15 protein-coding genes and 1 pseudogene are annotated in these 17,462 nt (G+C 37.9%); 6 read left to right on the forward strand and 10 right to left on the reverse strand.

The annotated features are described in order from the left end of the window. Nucleotides 1–43: 43 nt before the first annotated feature. Both ON09_RS25900 and ON09_RS25905 read right to left on the reverse strand, forming a co-directional pair. A complete protein-coding gene (locus tag ON09_RS25900; RefSeq protein ID WP_238533612.1) occupies nt 44–937 on the reverse strand; it encodes a biosynthetic peptidoglycan transglycosylase in 894 nt (297 codons plus the stop codon). Next, the gene (locus ON09_RS25905; protein WP_238533613.1) at nt 921–2,195 is read right to left on the reverse strand and encodes an AsmA family protein; all 1,275 of its coding nucleotides are present in this window, start codon (nt 2,193–2,195) and stop codon (nt 921–923) included. The genes ON09_RS25900 and ON09_RS25905 overlap by 17 nt, the downstream gene beginning before the upstream one ends. Before the next feature lie 131 nt (nt 2,196–2,326). Between ON09_RS25905 and ON09_RS05305 the strand changes: the two genes are divergently transcribed. From ON09_RS05305 to ON09_RS05315, 3 genes are read left to right on the forward strand one after another with little or no spacing between them, the layout of a single operon-like run. Further along, nucleotides 2,327–3,403: an Mrp/NBP35 family ATP-binding protein gene (locus tag ON09_RS05305; RefSeq protein ID WP_010600022.1), complete on the forward strand. Its 1,077-nt coding sequence runs from the start codon at nt 2,327–2,329 to the stop codon at nt 3,401–3,403. Nucleotides 3,404–3,437: 34 nt separating this feature from the next. After that, entirely contained in the window at nt 3,438–3,683 is a 246-nt protein-coding gene (locus tag ON09_RS05310) for a NifU family protein (protein WP_010600023.1), read from the forward strand. Between the two features lie 52 nt (nt 3,684–3,735). Further along, the gene (locus ON09_RS05315; RefSeq protein ID WP_010600024.1) at nt 3,736–4,374 is read left to right on the forward strand and encodes a peptidase associated/transthyretin-like domain-containing protein; all 639 of its coding nucleotides are present in this window, start codon (nt 3,736–3,738) and stop codon (nt 4,372–4,374) included. 180 nt (nt 4,375–4,554) lie between these two features. Here the strand turns inward: ON09_RS05315 and def are convergent, their stop codons facing one another. The 4 genes from def to ON09_RS05335 all read right to left on the reverse strand — a co-directional run bounded on the left by def (nt 4,555) and on the right by ON09_RS05335 (nt 9,208). Continuing rightward, nucleotides 4,555–5,115: a peptide deformylase gene (gene def / locus ON09_RS05320; RefSeq protein WP_010600025.1), complete on the reverse strand. Its 561-nt coding sequence runs from the start codon at nt 5,113–5,115 to the stop codon at nt 4,555–4,557. Between the two features lie 146 nt (nt 5,116–5,261). Continuing rightward, entirely contained in the window at nt 5,262–6,494 is a 1,233-nt protein-coding gene (locus tag ON09_RS05325; protein ID WP_010600026.1) for a M16 family metallopeptidase, read from the reverse strand. Nucleotides 6,495–6,520: 26 nt separating this feature from the next. Further along, a complete protein-coding gene (locus ON09_RS05330) occupies nt 6,521–6,973 on the reverse strand; it encodes a hypothetical protein (RefSeq protein WP_029204128.1) in 453 nt (150 codons plus the stop codon). An 84-nt stretch (nt 6,974–7,057) separates the two neighbouring features. After that, nucleotides 7,058–9,208 carry a S9 family peptidase gene (locus ON09_RS05335; RefSeq protein ID WP_029204129.1) on the reverse strand — a complete coding sequence of 717 codons (2,151 nt, stop codon included), beginning with the start codon at nt 9,206–9,208 and terminating at the stop codon, nt 7,058–7,060. 305 nt (nt 9,209–9,513) lie between these two features. On the opposite strand from ON09_RS05335, the gene proB reads away from it, so the two are divergent. After that, nucleotides 9,514–10,593: a glutamate 5-kinase gene (proB, locus tag ON09_RS05340; protein WP_010600028.1), complete on the forward strand. Its 1,080-nt coding sequence runs from the start codon at nt 9,514–9,516 to the stop codon at nt 10,591–10,593. A 130-nt stretch (nt 10,594–10,723) separates the two neighbouring features. After that, nucleotides 10,724–11,974 (forward strand): annotated as a pseudogene (locus tag ON09_RS05345) (glutamate-5-semialdehyde dehydrogenase); the annotation flags it as partial. A gap of 40 nt (nt 11,975–12,014) precedes the next feature. Here the strand turns inward: ON09_RS05345 and ON09_RS05350 are convergent. After that, nucleotides 12,015–13,397 carry an MBL fold metallo-hydrolase gene (locus ON09_RS05350; protein ID WP_010600030.1) on the reverse strand — a complete coding sequence of 461 codons (1,383 nt, stop codon included), beginning with the start codon at nt 13,395–13,397 and terminating at the stop codon, nt 12,015–12,017. 476 nt (nt 13,398–13,873) lie between these two features. Between ON09_RS05350 and ON09_RS05355 the strand changes: the two genes are divergently transcribed. Next, nucleotides 13,874–14,128: a hypothetical protein gene (locus tag ON09_RS05355; RefSeq protein WP_039841912.1), complete on the forward strand. Its 255-nt coding sequence runs from the start codon at nt 13,874–13,876 to the stop codon at nt 14,126–14,128. Nucleotides 14,129–14,168: 40 nt separating this feature from the next. Here ON09_RS05355 and ON09_RS05360 read toward each other — a convergent pair whose 3' ends face one another. From ON09_RS05360 to ON09_RS05375, 3 genes are all read right to left on the reverse strand, one after another. Beyond that, nucleotides 14,169–14,540 carry a hypothetical protein gene (locus tag ON09_RS05360; protein WP_010600032.1) on the reverse strand — a complete coding sequence of 124 codons (372 nt, stop codon included), beginning with the start codon at nt 14,538–14,540 and terminating at the stop codon, nt 14,169–14,171. 773 nt (nt 14,541–15,313) lie between these two features. Continuing rightward, on the reverse strand, nt 15,314–16,072 hold the full coding sequence (locus ON09_RS05370; RefSeq protein ID WP_116168797.1) for a PA3715 family protein: 759 nt from the start codon (nt 16,070–16,072) through the stop codon (nt 15,314–15,316). 171 nt (nt 16,073–16,243) lie between these two features. Further along, nucleotides 16,244–17,462: sensor histidine kinase (locus ON09_RS05375; protein ID WP_010600035.1), on the reverse strand; the 1,219-nt coding region annotated here is incomplete at its 5' end.

A 17,462-nucleotide genomic window follows, 5' to 3' on the forward strand; every position in this document is an offset into this window, starting at 1 on the left:
AATGTTGTCAGTTGAAATGTTGTAAAGCCAACATTAAATTGTTTTAGCCACCATTCTCAAGTTCTCTTTCACGGCGGCGCTGTTCTCTTCGCTCCTGCCTTAACTGCTTTTTGCTTTTTGTGGTATCCGCTGGTTTAACAATTGCGGAATCCTTTTTATTCGCACCACCAAAAATCCTGTCGAAGAGATTTTTGTTTTTATCCTGCATAATTACTGGAGCCATTCCATCTTCATCGTCATCATCAAAAGCCGTTGTATCTATTACGGCGGTATCTGGCGCCAGGTATTGGCGAAGGCCTTCTCGTAAGCGCACATTATAGAAACCATAACCCGATGTATCACCAGGAGTTAATCCTCTTCTTGCCATGATGTTTCCCATGAACCTGAAATAATTGAACATAAATGGCTTCAAACTTCCATCCGCCATAAACTTATACATTGATGCTTTTGGTTTAGGCACAATGCTGGCCAGAAACAAGCCATCACCAATGGTTAAATCGGCGGGCTGTTTACCAAAATAATATCTTGATGCTTCGCCAATTCCATAAATATTGCGTCCAAGCTCCATGATGTTGAAGTAAACCTCAAGCATCCGTTGTTTACTAACCAGGTGATTGTGCTCAATTAGCCATACAATCAGAATTTCTTCTGCCTTTCGGGCCAATGTTTTCTGGCGACTCAGGTAAATATTTTTTACCAGTTGCATGCTGATGGTACTGCCACCACGCTTAAACTTTTTCTCTTTAAAATTTACGGCAATCGATTTTCTGATCGATTCTTCTACAAAGCCGTTGTGGGTATAAAAAGAAGGGTCTTCAGCTGTTAAAACCGCATTAATAAAGTTTTTTGAAATTGCATTTAAAGGCGTAAAATTTGGATTCTCCGGACCAATCGTGATGTCACGCATCGGTTTGCCATACTCATACGGCGTATACACAAATGGACTGTTTATTTTTTGTCAGATTGGTTTTTCCCCACTGTAAAATTTTGAAATTTACAGGGGTAAGCGTAGAACTGAAACGTACGCTATCAGGAATTTTTGTGTCTAAATAAAAGTTTAAATTGTATTTCACTTTGCCCTGCACTTTCAAACCATCCAGCGATTCAAATAACCCTTGCGGAAAACCATCCAAAATCGCCTGGGCATCCTGCTCATCGGCATTAATTTTAAGTTCGTAAATTTTGTTTTTACCTAAAGTATATTTGATGTAAGGATGAATCTCTGCATTTTTTAAATATGCAGTTGACGAACTATCTAAAGCCACATAGTTTGAGCCCACCAGAACATCTGCATCCAGTTTTGCGCTTTGAACAATAATGTCGTTGCTTGCAATTCGGGCCTGATTAATCAACATGTTTTTAACAGACCATGACCCGGATATTTTATAATCATCGCCACTGTAACCAGCATCTTTCAACTCGGTTTGCAGTGTATCGAAACTTAGCTTAGCGTGAAGTTTGTTATTGAGATACGGAAGTTCGAGCTTCTTTCCATCGGCATAGGCCATAAAACTCAATTGCTTTTTGCCGGGCTCTACCAGTCCATCAACATGCCAGGTAGATTCACCTTCATTTACATTGATGGTCGATTTTAAATCGCCATCGTCTATAGTAGCAGTAGTGGCGAAACTTAATTTTGCAGTGTCATGATCGTTGAACCTGAAAACCATGTTTTTCATGTCCATATCATCAGGGATTTTATACAATACCTGGTTTAAAAGGTTATTGGCAATTTCCGGGAGATTAGCTTTTCCGGTATTTTCAGTGCTATCTTTTTTCTTCCTTTTAAGGATAAAATCGATGTTACTGGTTGAATCTCTGAAAACCACACTCACAAAGCCATTACTTAGTTCTACCTCAGCCAGTTTTACATTTCCAAAAATCAATGGAAATAGCTTCACCCCAACACTTAATTCGCTGATGTTAGATAAGGTATCCCGATCTTTTGGAACGACAGAAATATTGGTCATTTTTACCGTACTCATGCCGGTAAATCCTGCGGAACCAATTTTGACATCAAGCCCGTAATCTTTATTAGCCTTAGATATCGCTTTGGCCACCATTTTCTTTAAAAGCGCTTCCCTTTTACTATAGGCCACAGCACCCAAGGCAATACAAATAATTAAAAAAACACCTAAAACCCACGCTCCGATTTTTAAATATTTTTTAGGGATCTTAATTTTTGGTATGCGCATATAGTTGTAAAAATGGTTAATTGCTTAAACGTAACAATTAAATGTTTATTTCGTGTTAAAATTACAGTTTAAAAGCCTAAATAAAAGTATTTGTGGCTATGTTTTGTTAATTTTGAATTTAAATTAATACAATGCCAATTAGCCCGCAACAAGTTTTAGATGCCTTGAAAAATGTTGAAGATCCCGATCTGAAAAAAGATCTGGTAACCTTGAACATGATTAAGGATTTACAGATAGCCGATAACCAAGTTAGTTTTACATTAGAGCTTACTACTCCAGCTTGCCCGATGAAGGAAATGCTAAAAAATGCCTGCACCAATGCAGTTAAACATTTCGTTTCAGCAGAAGCAGAGGTAAACATTAATGTCACTTCGAGGGTAACCCAGCCAATCAATTCATCTTCACTAGATAACATCAAAAATATTATTTTGGTTTCATCAGGAAAAGGTGGTGTGGGTAAATCTACTGTTGCGAGCAATTTAGCGGTTACTTTGGCCAAAGACGGCGCTAAAGTGGGTTTAATTGATGCAGACATTTATGGCCCGTCGGTGCCAACCATGTTTGATTTGGTTGATGCCAAACCGGGTGCGGTAGAAACTGCAGAGGGCAAAACGAAAATTATTCCGATTGAAAAATATGGAATTAAGTTATTATCGTTAGGTTTTTTTGCAGATCCTGGTCAGCCGGTACCTTGGCGGGGGCCAATGGCTTCAAATGCCGTAAAGCAATTGTTTAATGATACCAATTGGGGCGAATTGGATTATCTGATTGTCGATCTTCCGCCAGGAACGGGAGATATTCACATTACCATTACCCAAAGTTTTCCAATATCGGGAGCAGTGGTGGTTACTACTCCACAGCAAGTAGCTTTGGCAGATACACATAAGGGATTGGCCATGTTCCGTATGCCGGGAATTAATATTCCAATTTTGGGGGTGATTGAAAATATGTCGTATTTTACACCTGCTGAACTGCCGGAAAATAAGTATTATATTTTTGGTAAAGGTGGTGGAACAGTGTTGGCAGAGCGATTTGATGTGCCATTTTTAGGAGAAATTCCAATTATTCAGGGCATTGCCGAGGCGGGCGACAACGGGAAACCAGTGGCTTTAAATCAAAATCCGCTTTTGGATGTTATCTTTGGAGATATTGCCAGTAAAATAGCCCAGCAAATTTCCATTAATAACGCACAAATGGCTAATTACTAAAAAATTACTACTTTTATATTTTAAAATACACATAATGAATTTAACAGAGCAAGTAGAACAGGCATTAGAAACCATCAGACCTTATTTAAAGGCCGATGGAGGGGATGTTTCTGTTGAAGAAATTACATCTGAAGGTACAGTAAAACTTAAGCTTTTAGGCAATTGCGGTTCATGCCCGATGAGTTTCATGACAATGAAATCAGGAATTGAGCAGGCGATTATGAAGGCTGTTCCAAGCATAACCTCAGTAGTTGCTGTAAACATGGCAGAGCAGGAATAGCTTTAACAATATTTAACAAGGAAGTTTTATTTTTAAAATTACTTTTGTCTTAATGAGATATTGTATTGCCCTGATTTGTCTTCTTTTTTCTACCGCTGCTTTTTCACAACAGAGGCCGGCGCAAGAAAAACTTATTCAGTTTTCTGGGATTATTACCGATATCGATAGCACAAATGTAATTCCTTATGTTACCATCACCAACCTCTCTGCCAATGCTAAACGCGTGGCCGCAGATTACCGAGGTTATTTTACTTTCATTGTAAATCCGGGCGACACGATTCTTTTTACAGCTATTGGTTATAAAAAATTCTCTACCGTAATTCCTGAAAGTACTCCCGATAGCAAATACACGATTATGGTGAAGTTGAAAGCGAATGTAATTGATTTGCCTTCGGTTCGGGTTTTTCCGTGGGCAACCACCGAAGAATTTACACGTGAATTTTTATCAATGAAACTGGCAGATGATGATATGGCTATCGCCAAGAAAAACCTCTCCAGATCATCAATTAATGGGTTGATCCAAACATTGCCTCGCGATGGCCAGGAGATTTCAAGCCAGAATTATCGCTACAACTTCGACCGTATGATTAATAAGAATATGGTTCAAACCAACCCGTTGCTCAATCCTTTTGCCTGGGGCAAGCTGATGCAGCAAATCTTCGACGGAGATAAGAAGAGAAACGAAAATTAAGTCTGTACTTTTCTATTCATTTGAATTACTCCGTCATTACGTACGCCCTAATCCAAATTACAACAAGAAAAGGTTAAAACCGAGCGTTGGTGTATGATATAATTTTCATTTTACCAGTTAGATAGATATAAAAAAAGGGAAAACGTTTTCATTTTCCCTTTTAAATCTTTTATCAAAAACCTATCTTTTTTTGCTTCTATTCGGAAACCTCATCTTATAATCGGTTTTAATATTTCCTTTTGAAATCGCATCAAGCTTACTTTTAAGCATCGTTTTACGCAAAATACTTACTTTGTCAGTAAATAGTTTTCCTTCAATGTGGTCATATTCATGTTGAATGACCCGGGCCGGTAAACCATCAACATCTTCAGTATGCTCTACCCAGTTTTCATCAAAGAAATTTACTTTAATGTTTGGCTTACGCATAATATTTTCGCGGATGTCAGGAATACTTAAACAGCCTTCATTAAAACTCCAGGGCTCACCAGTTTCCTCTATAATTTGTGCATTGATAAATACTCTTTTGTAACCCGGTGTTCCATCCTCTTCTTCGCCAGTATCAACAATAAACAAACGAATAGGCAAGCCAATTTGTGGCGCAGCCAAGCCAACGCCATTTGCATAGTACATGGTATCGAACATGTTTGCAATCAGTTCTTTTAATTCAGGATAGTCTTTATCAATATCGGCGCCTACCTTTTTTAAAACAGGATCTCCGTAAGCTACTATGGGTAATTTCATTATATAAAAATTTTTCAGATGATTAATCTGAGGATATTAATTTCAACGATTTATTAATCTTAGCCCTTCGAGGACTTCTTCACCTTGTATGTCCTTCGATCAATCCAGGGTGACAGACTAAAAACTTAATGGTGCAAAAATAGCAATTATTCCAGTATTGGACTGAAAGTAAAAATATTCAGTTGTTCTGGCGCCAATACTTCGTCGGCAATTTGAGCGATTTCCTTCGTCGTAACCGTATTAATTTTTTCGAAAACCTGTTCAAGAGAATCGATTTTGCCGTGATCAATCAAACTCTTTGCCATTGAAATGATCAATCCAATTCTGTTTTCCTCACTCAAAGCAATCTGACCAATAAATTTGTTTTTCGCTTTTTGCAATTGCAACTCGTTTAGTGGATTATCTTTAAGTCTTTTCATCTCCTTAAAGATTAAGGAAAGCGCTTTCACATATTTTTCCTGATCGGTTCCAAAATAAATTGAAAAAATTCCGGTGTCGCTTAAGGGCGAAAAGTTGGATTCGATGGTGTAAGCAATTCCATATTTTTCCCTGATTTGAAGATTCAGAACAGAACTCATTCCATTGCCACCAAAATAATTATTCAGCAACATTAGCCCCGCCTTATTTTGATGATGAGTGGAATAAGTTTGTGTGCCTAAAATACAGTGTGCCTGCATAATGGGCTTGTAGATGGTAGTGGTTTTAGGATTTAAATTGACAGGCTTAATCCGGTTTTGCGAAGGAGCGTTTTCTTTCACATCAGCAAAGTATTTGGTGCCCTTTGTTACCACATTTTTCAAGCTGTAATTTCCTAAAACGGCAATCACAATTTCATTGGTGCGATAATTTGCCCTGCGGAAATTAAGCACATCCTCCCGGGTAAAATTACTAACGCTTTCTGTAGTGCCTAAAATGTTATTTCCTAACGCATTTCCTGCAAAGAGCATATCCTCAAAGTCATCATTAATGGCTTCTTCTGGTTGATCGAGGTAAGATGCAATTTCATCCAATATCACACTTTTTTCCTTGTCCATTTCCTCTTCAGGAAAAGTAGAATGGAAAATAATGTCATTAAAAAGATCCAGCGTTCTATCTAAATATGGATTTAAAAAAGAAGCATGAACGCAGGTATATTCTTTGGTGGTATAAGCATTCAAATCAGCGCCTACGCTTTCCAGCCTGTTTAAAATTTGATTGGTGCTTCGCTTTTCGGTGCGTTTAAAAATCAAATGCTCGATAAAGTGCGCTAAACCTGCTTTTCCTTCCGGCTCATCACGAGAACCGGTATTGATGATGATGCAGGCATGAGATATGGTTGAAGCCGAGGGCACATGCAATAAACGTATGCCGTTCGGTAAAGTATGAACATTGTATTCCATTGACGGGCAAAGATACGGCTAATTGCTTACAAAGCCTCCGTATCAGGGTATTGCAATTGTAAAGATGAAATCAATTTATCTTTAGTGGGGCGGTTCAGGATTAAAAAGATAAAATTTGCCATAGCAAATATCAGGAAGAAAGCATTGTGTGTAATGAAAAATCCGACCAGGTTAAACAGCGCACCGCCTTCCAATAATGCAGAGCTAATGATGAACGCACTTTGATAAAGATTCATTTTGGTATCGAAAGATGCTGTTTTATCAATCTTCGAAATCAAATTCTTGAAAAAGAAAATACTTGCCGAAATGGTGATCAAACCCATGATTGGAAAAATTGGATTAAAAGGCGCTGTAGTAGATGGATTCGCATCGAAAAACATAATCTCCCGGTTAAGGAAAAGGGTAAATAATGCAAAAAGAAAAACGGCTGAGCATAGCGCCAGGTGAATCATTTGTATGGTTTTAAGTTTGGTATTCATTAATTTGATTTAAGTAATTTAAGGTTGAAATTTATAATTGAGCTTATCGAAAACTGATTTCGATAAGCTCACCTTACAGGAATATTATTTCTTAATTCCCTCCAGCGTGAATAAAAATGCCCATCTCAAGGCAACGTCTTTCAAATAATCAAAACGACCTGAAGCACCACCATGACCAAAATCCATATTCGTTTTTAATAGCAGAACGTTATTGTCGGTTTTTGTGGCCCGGAGTTTTGCCACCCATTTCGCAGGTTCGAAATATTGTACCTGACTATCATGCAAACCTGTGGTTACCAACATATTTGGGTAAGCTTTTTTCTCTACATTTTCATAAGGAGAATAACTTTTCATGTAATCGTAAGCATCTTTTTTCTTCGGATTTCCCCATTCATCAAACTCATTGGTGGTGAGCGGAATGCTTTCATCAAGCATGGTGTTCACCACATCTACAAAAGGAACATCAGCAATTACACCATGCCATAAATCTGGCGCCATATTTACAATTGCGCCCATCAATAAGCCGCCTGCACTTCCTCCATTGGCATATAAGTGTGCTTTAGAGGTATAATTCTTCTCAACTAGATATTCTCCGGCAGCAATAAAATCAGTAAAGGTATTTTTCTTTTTCATCAGCTTTCCATCCTCATACCACTGTCTGCCCATCTCTTGTCCACCGCGAATATTCGTAATGGCAAAGGCAAAACCACGATTAAGCAAACTTAAGCGCTGGGATGAAAAGGAAGCTTCAGTACTGGAACCATATGAGCCGTAGGCATAAAGCAGTAAGGGTGCTTTTCCATTTTTGACAAAGCCTTTTTTGTAAACGATCGCAATCGGTACTTTCGTTCCGTCTTTTGCAGTGGCAAATAAACGTTCTGTCACATAATCTTTAGGGTCATAACCACCTACAACTTCCTGTTGCTTCATTAATTTTTTATCTTTTTTCAGCAAATCATAGTCATACACAGAATTAGGTGTAGTTAATGAAGTATAATTGTAGCGAAGGGTTTTGCCGGTATATTCAGGATTGGAACCAATGCCCGCAGCATAAACAGGTTCATCGAATTTGATGTAATAATCACTTCCATCTTTCTTTAAAACACGAAGCTGGGTTAAGCCATTTTTGCGTTCAGATAAAACCAAATAGTCTTTAAATTCATCGCCATATTCCAACAAAACATCTTTACGATTTGGAATCACTTCTTTCCAATTCTCTTTTTCCGTTTTATCTAAAGCACATTCCATTAAGCGGAAATTTTTTGCGTTCCAGTTGGTTACGATATAGAATTTATCATCCACAGGCAAAACATCATACAAAACATCTTTAGATCGAGGCGTAAAAATTTTGAAAGCCGATTCCGGATGATCAGCATCAATCATTCTAAATTCATTGGTTAAGGTACCTGCCGATGAAATTAAAATGTATCGACCATTCTTTGATTTGCCAACACCAATATAATTGGTATTATCTTTTTCATCGTAAACAATTACGTCAGCTTTAGCATCCGTTCCAAGTACATGTTTTTTTATCTTCTCACTCAACAAAGTCACCGGGTTCTTTGAGGTATAGAACAAAGTTTTATTGTCATTAGCCCAGGCCACTCCGCCTTCGGTATTGGTGATTTCATCTTTGTAAATTTCGCCGGTTTCCAGGTTTTTAACCTGAATGGTATACTGTCTGCGGGAAACTTTATCCACCCCAAAAGCTAAAAGTTTATTATCAGGACTAATACTGAAGCCTGTAGCGCTGTAGTAGGAATGCCCTTTCGCCAATGCATCAACATCCAATAAAACCTCTTCTTTAGCACTTAAGCTTCCTTTTTTGCGACAGTATTTATAGTATTGTTGTCCATCGTCAGTGCGGGAGTAATAGAAATAACCATTTTTAAAAACAGGCACAGATTCATCTTTTTCCTTAATGCGGCCTTTCATTTCCTTAAACAAATCTGCCTGAAACGTTTCCGTTCCCTTCATCATGGTATCCAGGTAGGCATTTTCGGCCTTTAAATAATCCACAACTTTTGTACTGTCTGGCCCCTTTTTAAAGTAATCAATCATCCAGTAATAATTATCCACAACGGTGTCGCCGTGAATTATTCTTTTATGCGGAATACGCTCCGCCACAGGTGCTTTTGCATCTGGCCATTTTATAGGTTCCATTTCTTTCTTTTCAGGATTATTGCAAGCTGTTATCGCAGAGAATAAAAGCAGGCTGGGTAAAAAACGTTTCATGGTGGTTTGTTTGAGGTAACGCAATTTATGAAATTTTACGTCATATATTTGAAAATGAGGGGTCTGTTTTCCATGGCGGATTTCAGTCCCGCCATTCGCTTCAATCTTTTTCAACACATTAGGTTTCTGAAACCTAATGTGTTTGAGAAAAAGTATTTTCGCTGCTGTCGGGTTTAAGAACAACGTGAGGTAGGCTATAGTCAAGTTTAAATTACCATATTCGTAAAAATTTATAATGCCCTTGGCAAATTATCCTAATTATAAAAAATGATGTTAAATTGCCGCTATAAAATTGTTACATCATAATGAAGCTGGGGTACAAAAAAATAGTTGTTAAAGTTGGGTCAAACGTCATTACGCAGGCAAATGGCTTGCCTGATGAATCTCGCATTCAGCATTTAGTTGATCAGTTGGCTGAAATTAAAAAGCAAGGTATGGAAGTTATTTTAGTTTCTTCTGGTGCCGTAGCCTCAGGCAGAAGCCTGATTAAAGTTTCAGAAAAACAGGATGCAGTAACTACGCGACAACTTTTAGCAGCAATTGGACAGGTTAAACTGATCAATACCTATTCTAATTTTTTCGAGCCACACCAAATTAAATGCGCACAGGTTCTGGTAACCAAAGAAGATTTTCGCGACCGGGCACATTACCTGAACATGAAAAACTGCATGCATATTTTGTTGCAAAATGAGGTAATTCCGGTGGTAAACGAGAACGATGTGGTTTCGGTAACTGAATTGATGTTTACCGATAATGATGAACTGGCCGGATTAATTGCCTCCATGCTCAATGCAGATGCATTGATTATTTTATCGAACGTAAATGGCATTTACAATGGCGACCCAAAAATTGAGGGTTCTGCCGTAATTGAAGAAATTACAGGTTCTGTTAACAACCTGGCTTCCTTTATTCAAACAGGCAAATCATCCTTTGGCCGTGGCGGGATGGTAACCAAATCCACGATGGCGCAAAAAGTGGCGAAACTTGGTATTACGGTTCACATTGCAAACGGAACAACAGACAATGTGTTAATTTCGCTACTAAACAAAGATTTAATTCATACACGCTTCGTTCCGGAAAAAATTAAATCAGGCAAAAAGAAGTGGATTGCCCATTCCGAAACTTCCGCAACAGGAATTGTAAAGCTAAACGATGGAGCAAAAAATGTATTAACATCAGGTAAAGCAACAAGCTTGCTGCCTGTTGGCATCATCGAAATACAATCTGATTTTTTAAAAGGCGATATCATTAAAATTATAGATGAAAGCAACCATCTAATAGGTTTGGGCATTGCTGAATATGGTTCGGACAAAGCAAAAGAAAGAATCGGGCAAAAAAACAAAAAGGCCCTGGTACATTATGATTATTTTTATTCAGCGATTTAGGCTGAAAGATTAAAGCAGAAAGACCAAAGCCATGAGGAAAGTATTTATACTATCGTCATTGCGAGGTGCGAAGCAATCTTAATGCATACCGCTAATTTACGATAAGTAAGTCTCACTACCTGATACTAAAAAAATGAACTACTCAACATACTTCGAAAAGGCAAAACAGGCAAGTCGCAGCATGATTAGCTTGAGCAAAGAAACCATTAATCAAGTGCTGGCAGAATTAGCTGATGCTTTGGTTTTGCGTATCGAAGAAATTTTGGCTGAGAATGAAAAGGATCTTGCTAAAATGCCCATTGAAGATCCGAAGTATGATCGATTAAAATTAACTGCTCAACGCATCGCTGATATTGCAGGTGATATCAAGAATGTGGTCAGTTTAACCAGTCCGTTAGGAGAAATCCTATCTGATAAAATTTTAGAAAATAAGCTGCAGATTCAGAAAGTCCGTGTTCCACTTGGCGTGGTGGGTGTAATTTACGAAGCAAGGCCAAATGTTACTGCTGATGTATTTTCACTTTGTTTCAAAACCGGCAATGTTGTGGTTTTAAAAGGCGGAAGCGATGCCGAATTTTCTAATCTGGCCATTACAAAAGTTATTCACGAGGTTTTGAATAAATATGATATCGATGCAAACGTGTTGACTTTATTACCAGCAGAACGAGCCGCCACCGAAGCTTTGTTGAACGCCAGGGGTTTTGTTGATGTATTAATTCCACGCGGAAGCCAGTCATTAATCAACTATGTTCGGGAAAATAGCAAGATCCCGGTAATTGAAACTGGAGCCGGAATCGTACATACTTATTTTGATGAAACGGGTGATCTGGAAAAAGGTAAAGCGATTATATTCAATGCCAAAACCAGACGAGTAAGTGTTTGTAATTCGCTAGATTGCGTACTAATTAATGAAAAACGTTTACATGATGCAGCACAACTTTTGTCGCCTTTGGCAGAGGGAAAAGTTGAACTCTTTGCAGATGAAAAAAGTTACGAAATTTTAAAATCATCTTATCCAACACCACTTCTAAATCCAGCAACTGACGAACATTACGGAACAGAATTTCTATCGTTAAAAATGGCGGTGAAAGTAGTTGAAGATATTGATGCTGCGTTAAATCACATTGCGGAGTACAGTTCTAAGCACAGTGAAGCCATCATTTCTGAGGATGCCGAAAATATCACGCGATTTTTAAACGAAGTTGATGCCGCTGCGGTTTATGCCAATGCATCAACAGGATTTACCGATGGTGCACAGTTTGGTTTGGGCGCAGAAATTGGTATCAGCACTCAAAAACTTCACGCCCGTGGCCCTATGGGTTTGGAAGAGTTAACGAGTTACAAATGGGTGGTTCGGGGCGATGGACAAGTGAGAGGGTAAAAAAGCGACTCACGAAAACACAAGTGAACCGTTGAACTAACTAAATCTCGAAAACTTCTCCTCTTTCTGGCGCTACCACATTAAACCCGTCTTCCTGCAAGGCTGCGGTTAAACTTTTCAAGCTTTTATCCTCTCCATGAACGAGAAAAACTTTTTTTGGTTGGCCAGTTTGCTTTACCGTTCGAACCAAATCATCATGATCGCCATGGCCACTTAATAAATCGGTTTGGCGAATGGTGGCATAAACCATCATTTCGCGGTCTTTAATGCGAACAATTGGCGCACCACTTAAAAGTTTGTAACCAAGTGTACCTTTTGCGCAATAGCCAATAAATAAAATGGTGCAATAGTAATTTTGAATATTGTAGTAAAGGTGATCCTGAATACGCCCGCCTTCTAACATTCCGGCTGAAGATATGATGATACAAGGATCGAAATAATTCGAAACATCCTTACTTTCTTTCATGGTTTGCACATAAGCCAAATGCTCAAATTCAAACTCATCGCCCATGGTTTTATAGAAATCTTTCGCTTCCTGATTAACCAGATTATGGTGTTTTCGATACACATCAGTGGCTTGTATCGCCATTGGGCTATCGACAAATATTTGAACTGGAGGCAAGAGTTTTTTGGTAAAAATCTGATTTAATGCAAAAACCAACGATTGTGTTCTGCCGATACTAAAGGCCGGAATAATCAATCGCCCTGGTGTTTTAATGCAAGCTTCGGTAATTTCCTGAACCAGGCGTTCTTCTAAAGTTTGTTCTTTTGTATGGTAACGACCACCGTAAGTGGCTTCGCAAACAAAATAGTCTACTTCGGGTATGGGTTCTGGTTTTACTAGCACCGGGTAATGCTCACGGCCAATATCTCCTGAAAAAGCTATTTTCTTTTCCTCGCCGTTATCGTTAATGGTTAAAACTGCCGCAGCAGCACCCAATAAATGCCCAACCGGAATAAAGGTTAAGCTAATGTCGCCATTAATTTTAAAGGGCTTGTTGAAAGCGATCGTTACAAAACGATCGATGGTATCCATTACATGCTTATGCAGGTATAAGGGTTTCGGTCCGCTGAAATTGCCACGTTTTGTACGGGGTTTGCGGCTTTGTTTTCTCAAGAAAAGTTCAACAGAATCGAATAATAAAATAGAAGTTAAATCGGCGGTTGGCGCTGTACAAAGCACTTGCCCATCGAATCCAAGGCGTACAAGCGTTGGTAAATTGCCCGAATGGTCGATATGTGCATGTGTTAAAATAACCAGGTTAATATCAGCCGGATCGAAAGGAAATTGTTGATTTTCTTCCTGATAAGTTTCCTTCTCATAATCCAAACCACAATCTATCAGTATTTTATAATGCCCAACTTCGAGCAGGTGCATACTTCCTGTTACCTGTTGCGCTGCACCCCAAAACGTTAACTTCATCTTCTAATCTATCGGTAAATTGTTTGGCGTAAAGTAGTACAAATGATGCGATTTTTAAACAAGATGGCGTAATTTTTTAGTTAATGAAATGTTGAACAATGTGTTAAAATTTTATTTGGAAAAGCAAAGCTTATGGTCTTTTGGTTAAGGCTGGTCCCGCCCCCGTTACAAGTCCGCACCTCGTACCTCGGTTTGCGGGCTTTCCACTTCGGTCGGGTTTAGGTCGCAAAATGGAAGCGCTATTGTGGCCACCTAAACCCAATTGCAACGAAAATCCTTTTTTACAGCACTTACCTAAAATGTTGCTACGTTGTTCCACTTGGCGATAACTGCAAAGTGAGCATAACAGCAATAAAAAAGATTGTAGTGAAAAGTGGGACGGAAAGCCGCCAAGGTATGCTGCCAATCATTTCAAAATAATTTAAAATTTTAATTTGGTTGCGGTGAAAGCCCTATCTTTACCAAGAAAAACAAGCATGCAAGAACCATTTGATATAGAAATTGGACCAGTAAATTATTCGGTTTTTCCAGAAGGAAATGATCAGTACACCATTTTTAAAGATGGCAAAGAATATATCCAGATACAAAAAGATACTTCATCCATTTGGTTAAAAATGGATTACAAAACTGAACTTCCGATTTTTGAAGAAGATGAGGAGGTGAATGCTATTGGACAGGCGATTGAAACGTATGTGCCTGAAGAAGAGGACGAGGAAGAAGATGAATTATAACAAAAAATCCCGATCGATGTCGGGATTTTTTGTTTTTAATTTACCTGGTGCAATTTGCAGTCCAAGTGCCATTGGAGTTCGATACGCCAATTTTTAAAGTACTCGCATCAATTGTAATACCGATTAAACCGGTACCTACACTAACGTAAGTGTTTCCGCTTTCCTGAAATTTAACACCTGTAATATCAGGAATGTTGTTTCCAAAAAAGAAACTATAAGTATCATTAACCTTGGTTACTGTTACTTTACCATCTGTGCTCGTGATTTGAGTGGCACCCTGATTGTAAGAAACTGTTCCTCTGTAGGTACCTACAAAAAGATCACGATCTGCGGGATCTGTATCTTTTTTACACGATACCATCACTGTTAGTGCTATTAAAAGCATGCTGAAAATTTGAACTGTCTTTTTCATGTTTTGTTTTTCATTAGGAATTTGCTGAGGTAGTCAGCAAATCGGTTAGTTAAAATGTAACAGCCAGATTACAATGGTTGTGCCAAAACAAAAATAGAAGTCGAAAATCCAGCAAAATATCTATCTTAAATAAGCTAAGTTAAAATTTAATATATTGTATTTCAGTTATTTATATGTCTTTTTTGAAAAAACAGTAGTCAGATCAAAAGGAGGTCTTGAGGTGTTGGGTGAAATTTGAAAGAATCTTTGATACTGTACAATATTAACAGCTATTAATTTAGAGAATTTGGTAACGCCCTGAATTAGAAAGTTACAAGTAGCGGCTATTTTTTATTGTTACGATAGATGGGTGAGTCATCAAACTTTTCGATTCCAAATTTAGGTAACTGTGCCTCAACTTTAAAAAGATCGCTTTGACTTACAACCTGATTATTAAAAATGCTGCGGCAAACATCATGATTAAACAAATACAAAAAATCGTTAAAGCCGAATTTTTAAGTTTGGTGAGCTGCTTTTTTCTAAAATTTTGATATTCCCAAAAGATTATTCCACTATATATAATGGAAAAGCCGAGCATTAATCGGATAACCATATCCAGCTCTGCGACAAAAGAAAATTGATCATTTTGAATAATCTTTGGCAGGAAATAATAGGCACAACAATAAATCAGGATGGAGATGAATAGAAAAATTAACAGCCTGATTAAAAAGTATAAAAGCGCATTATGATTTCCCATAAATGAATGATTCAAATTTTAGGCAGATTTCGTGAGTCTATTTATATTCGGTACCGTTAAATTTTAGCCTCAATGTTTTGCTGCTTACGGTTTCTTTTTCTATGCAATCATCGTTCACAGGTGTGTTTATGGTTTTTGTTATTTTGTCCTTAATAATCAGATCATTAAAGTTTTTGGTTTTGCGCTTCTTATCGACTATAATTGTTGAACTCACCTGTTCAAATTCGCCCACACACTTCATGTCCCATTCGCCCCCGAAAGTTTCGGTAGTATAATTGCTCAATACCTTTTTTAGCGACTGATTGCTTTTAACGAATAACGATAAATCTGTGTGGTGGTTTGGGTTTGGCTGACTACTTCCCTGATAACTCACATTGATGCCAAAAGCACGGGTTTCGCTGTTCAAATTAAAAAGTCCTGTGTTTATCGTAATGCTGCTGAGCCTACTTGCATCAGATGTCCACGCATTTTCTTCGTAGTATTTATAAAGTATTTTGCCATTTGTATTATCAGCAATAATAATGTAGGCATCTAATTCTAAATAATAATTTCCATAGCCATCTGGTTCATTTTTTCGATATTTCGGTATAACCATTACCGTTTGCGATTTCATGTTAGGCAAAACCTTTTCTACATAAAGTTCTTCATTAACATCGCCTTGTTTGAGTTTTAACTGCGCAAATATATTTTTTGCCAGCACGCTGCTTTCGATGTTTCTCTCCTGAGAAAAACCGTAGCTGCAGCTAAGGCTGAATAAAAAGATTAGCGAGAATATTCTCATCGTATAAGATCTCATTTTTTTAAATTTATACTATTTTTCAAAGCTGATTTCTGCAGGAAAAACATCTTCTAGATATTTTTACATCCCTCAATTTAAATTTAAATAAGATTTTTTTGAATTTTTGCTCCGATTAGCATTCGCAGGTGTTCATTTATTATTCGCCGAGAAACTGGTGTTTTTAGCTAATCAGGCAATGCGTTCATTTTGGCTTACCGGAATATTTAGCGTAACTTTTGTACCGCCGCCGGCCTCTTTACTTTGGGTGATTCCTGCTGTTTGATTTCGTTCTTTGCCCAATAACTGTAATCGTTCCTTACTGATAATTCCTGAGAGTGACTGATGATTCTGCGGTTTCTTCTCGCTGATGGCTTTACCGCTGTCGATAATAGTTACGGTAAGCATTTTACCATGAAGTGTAAAATTCACTTCGATAAAACTTTGCTTATCATTCAGGTTGATTCCATGGAGAATTGAATTTTCTACGAAAGGTTGTATTAACATTGGAGGCAGCATCACCATGTCCAGATCATCAGTAAATGGCGCATCGATACTGAACCTGAAGATGTTGTTATAGCGCATTTGCTGTAAACTTAAATAGTTTTCCAACGTTTCAATCTCTTGCGGCAAAGGAACCAGCTTTTCCCGGCTAAGCTCCAGGCTGCTTCTCAACAATCGGCTAAACTGGTTCAGGTATTTTATGGCTTCATCTTTTTCATCTAAACGGATAAAACTTTGTAAAGCCGAAAGGGTGTTAAATATAAAATGCGGTTCCATCTGGGTACGCAACAACTGTTGTTGCAACTGTACATTTTCTTTCTCTTGTTTTAACTTGCGTTGCTTGTAAATGCTGTAAAAGAGAAATATCACAATCAACAGAATTAAAATGATGAGTGCGGTAATGACTAAAGTCAATTTGTTGCGCTCTAATTTTAGTGTGTTCAATTTAATATCCTCATTTAAACGCTCTATCGAATTATCTTTAGCTTGAATCTGATACAAAGCGCCCATTTCAGCCACAGCCTGCGTATTTTCTACTTCATAATTTTCTTTTTGAAGTTGGTTTACATCATTAGCTGCTTTTAGCGCCTTATTTTTGTCGCCAACGGCTGCGTAATAATTGGAGCGAGCTTCACCACCTCTAATTAAATCTTCATATTCTAAAAGTTTTCCGCTTTTATTCAGTAATTCATCCGCTTTGGTTAAAAATACTTTTGCGTTACGGTAATCTTTTTGTTTGGTATAGTTGGCTAGGATATTGGTATAGGTGGTGTAAAGGTTACCTGTTGTGGTGGGTAATAAAGGCATTTCCTCGTATAATTCCTCATCTATTTTCGCATTAAGCAATGAGTATTTTAAAACAGAATCTACCTGGTTGAGATTATCAAAATAAAGCAAGTGTGTACGT

This window comes from Pedobacter agri PB92 (assembly GCF_000258495.1).
Classification (GTDB): Bacteria; Bacteroidota; Bacteroidia; order Sphingobacteriales; family Sphingobacteriaceae; genus Pedobacter; species Pedobacter agri.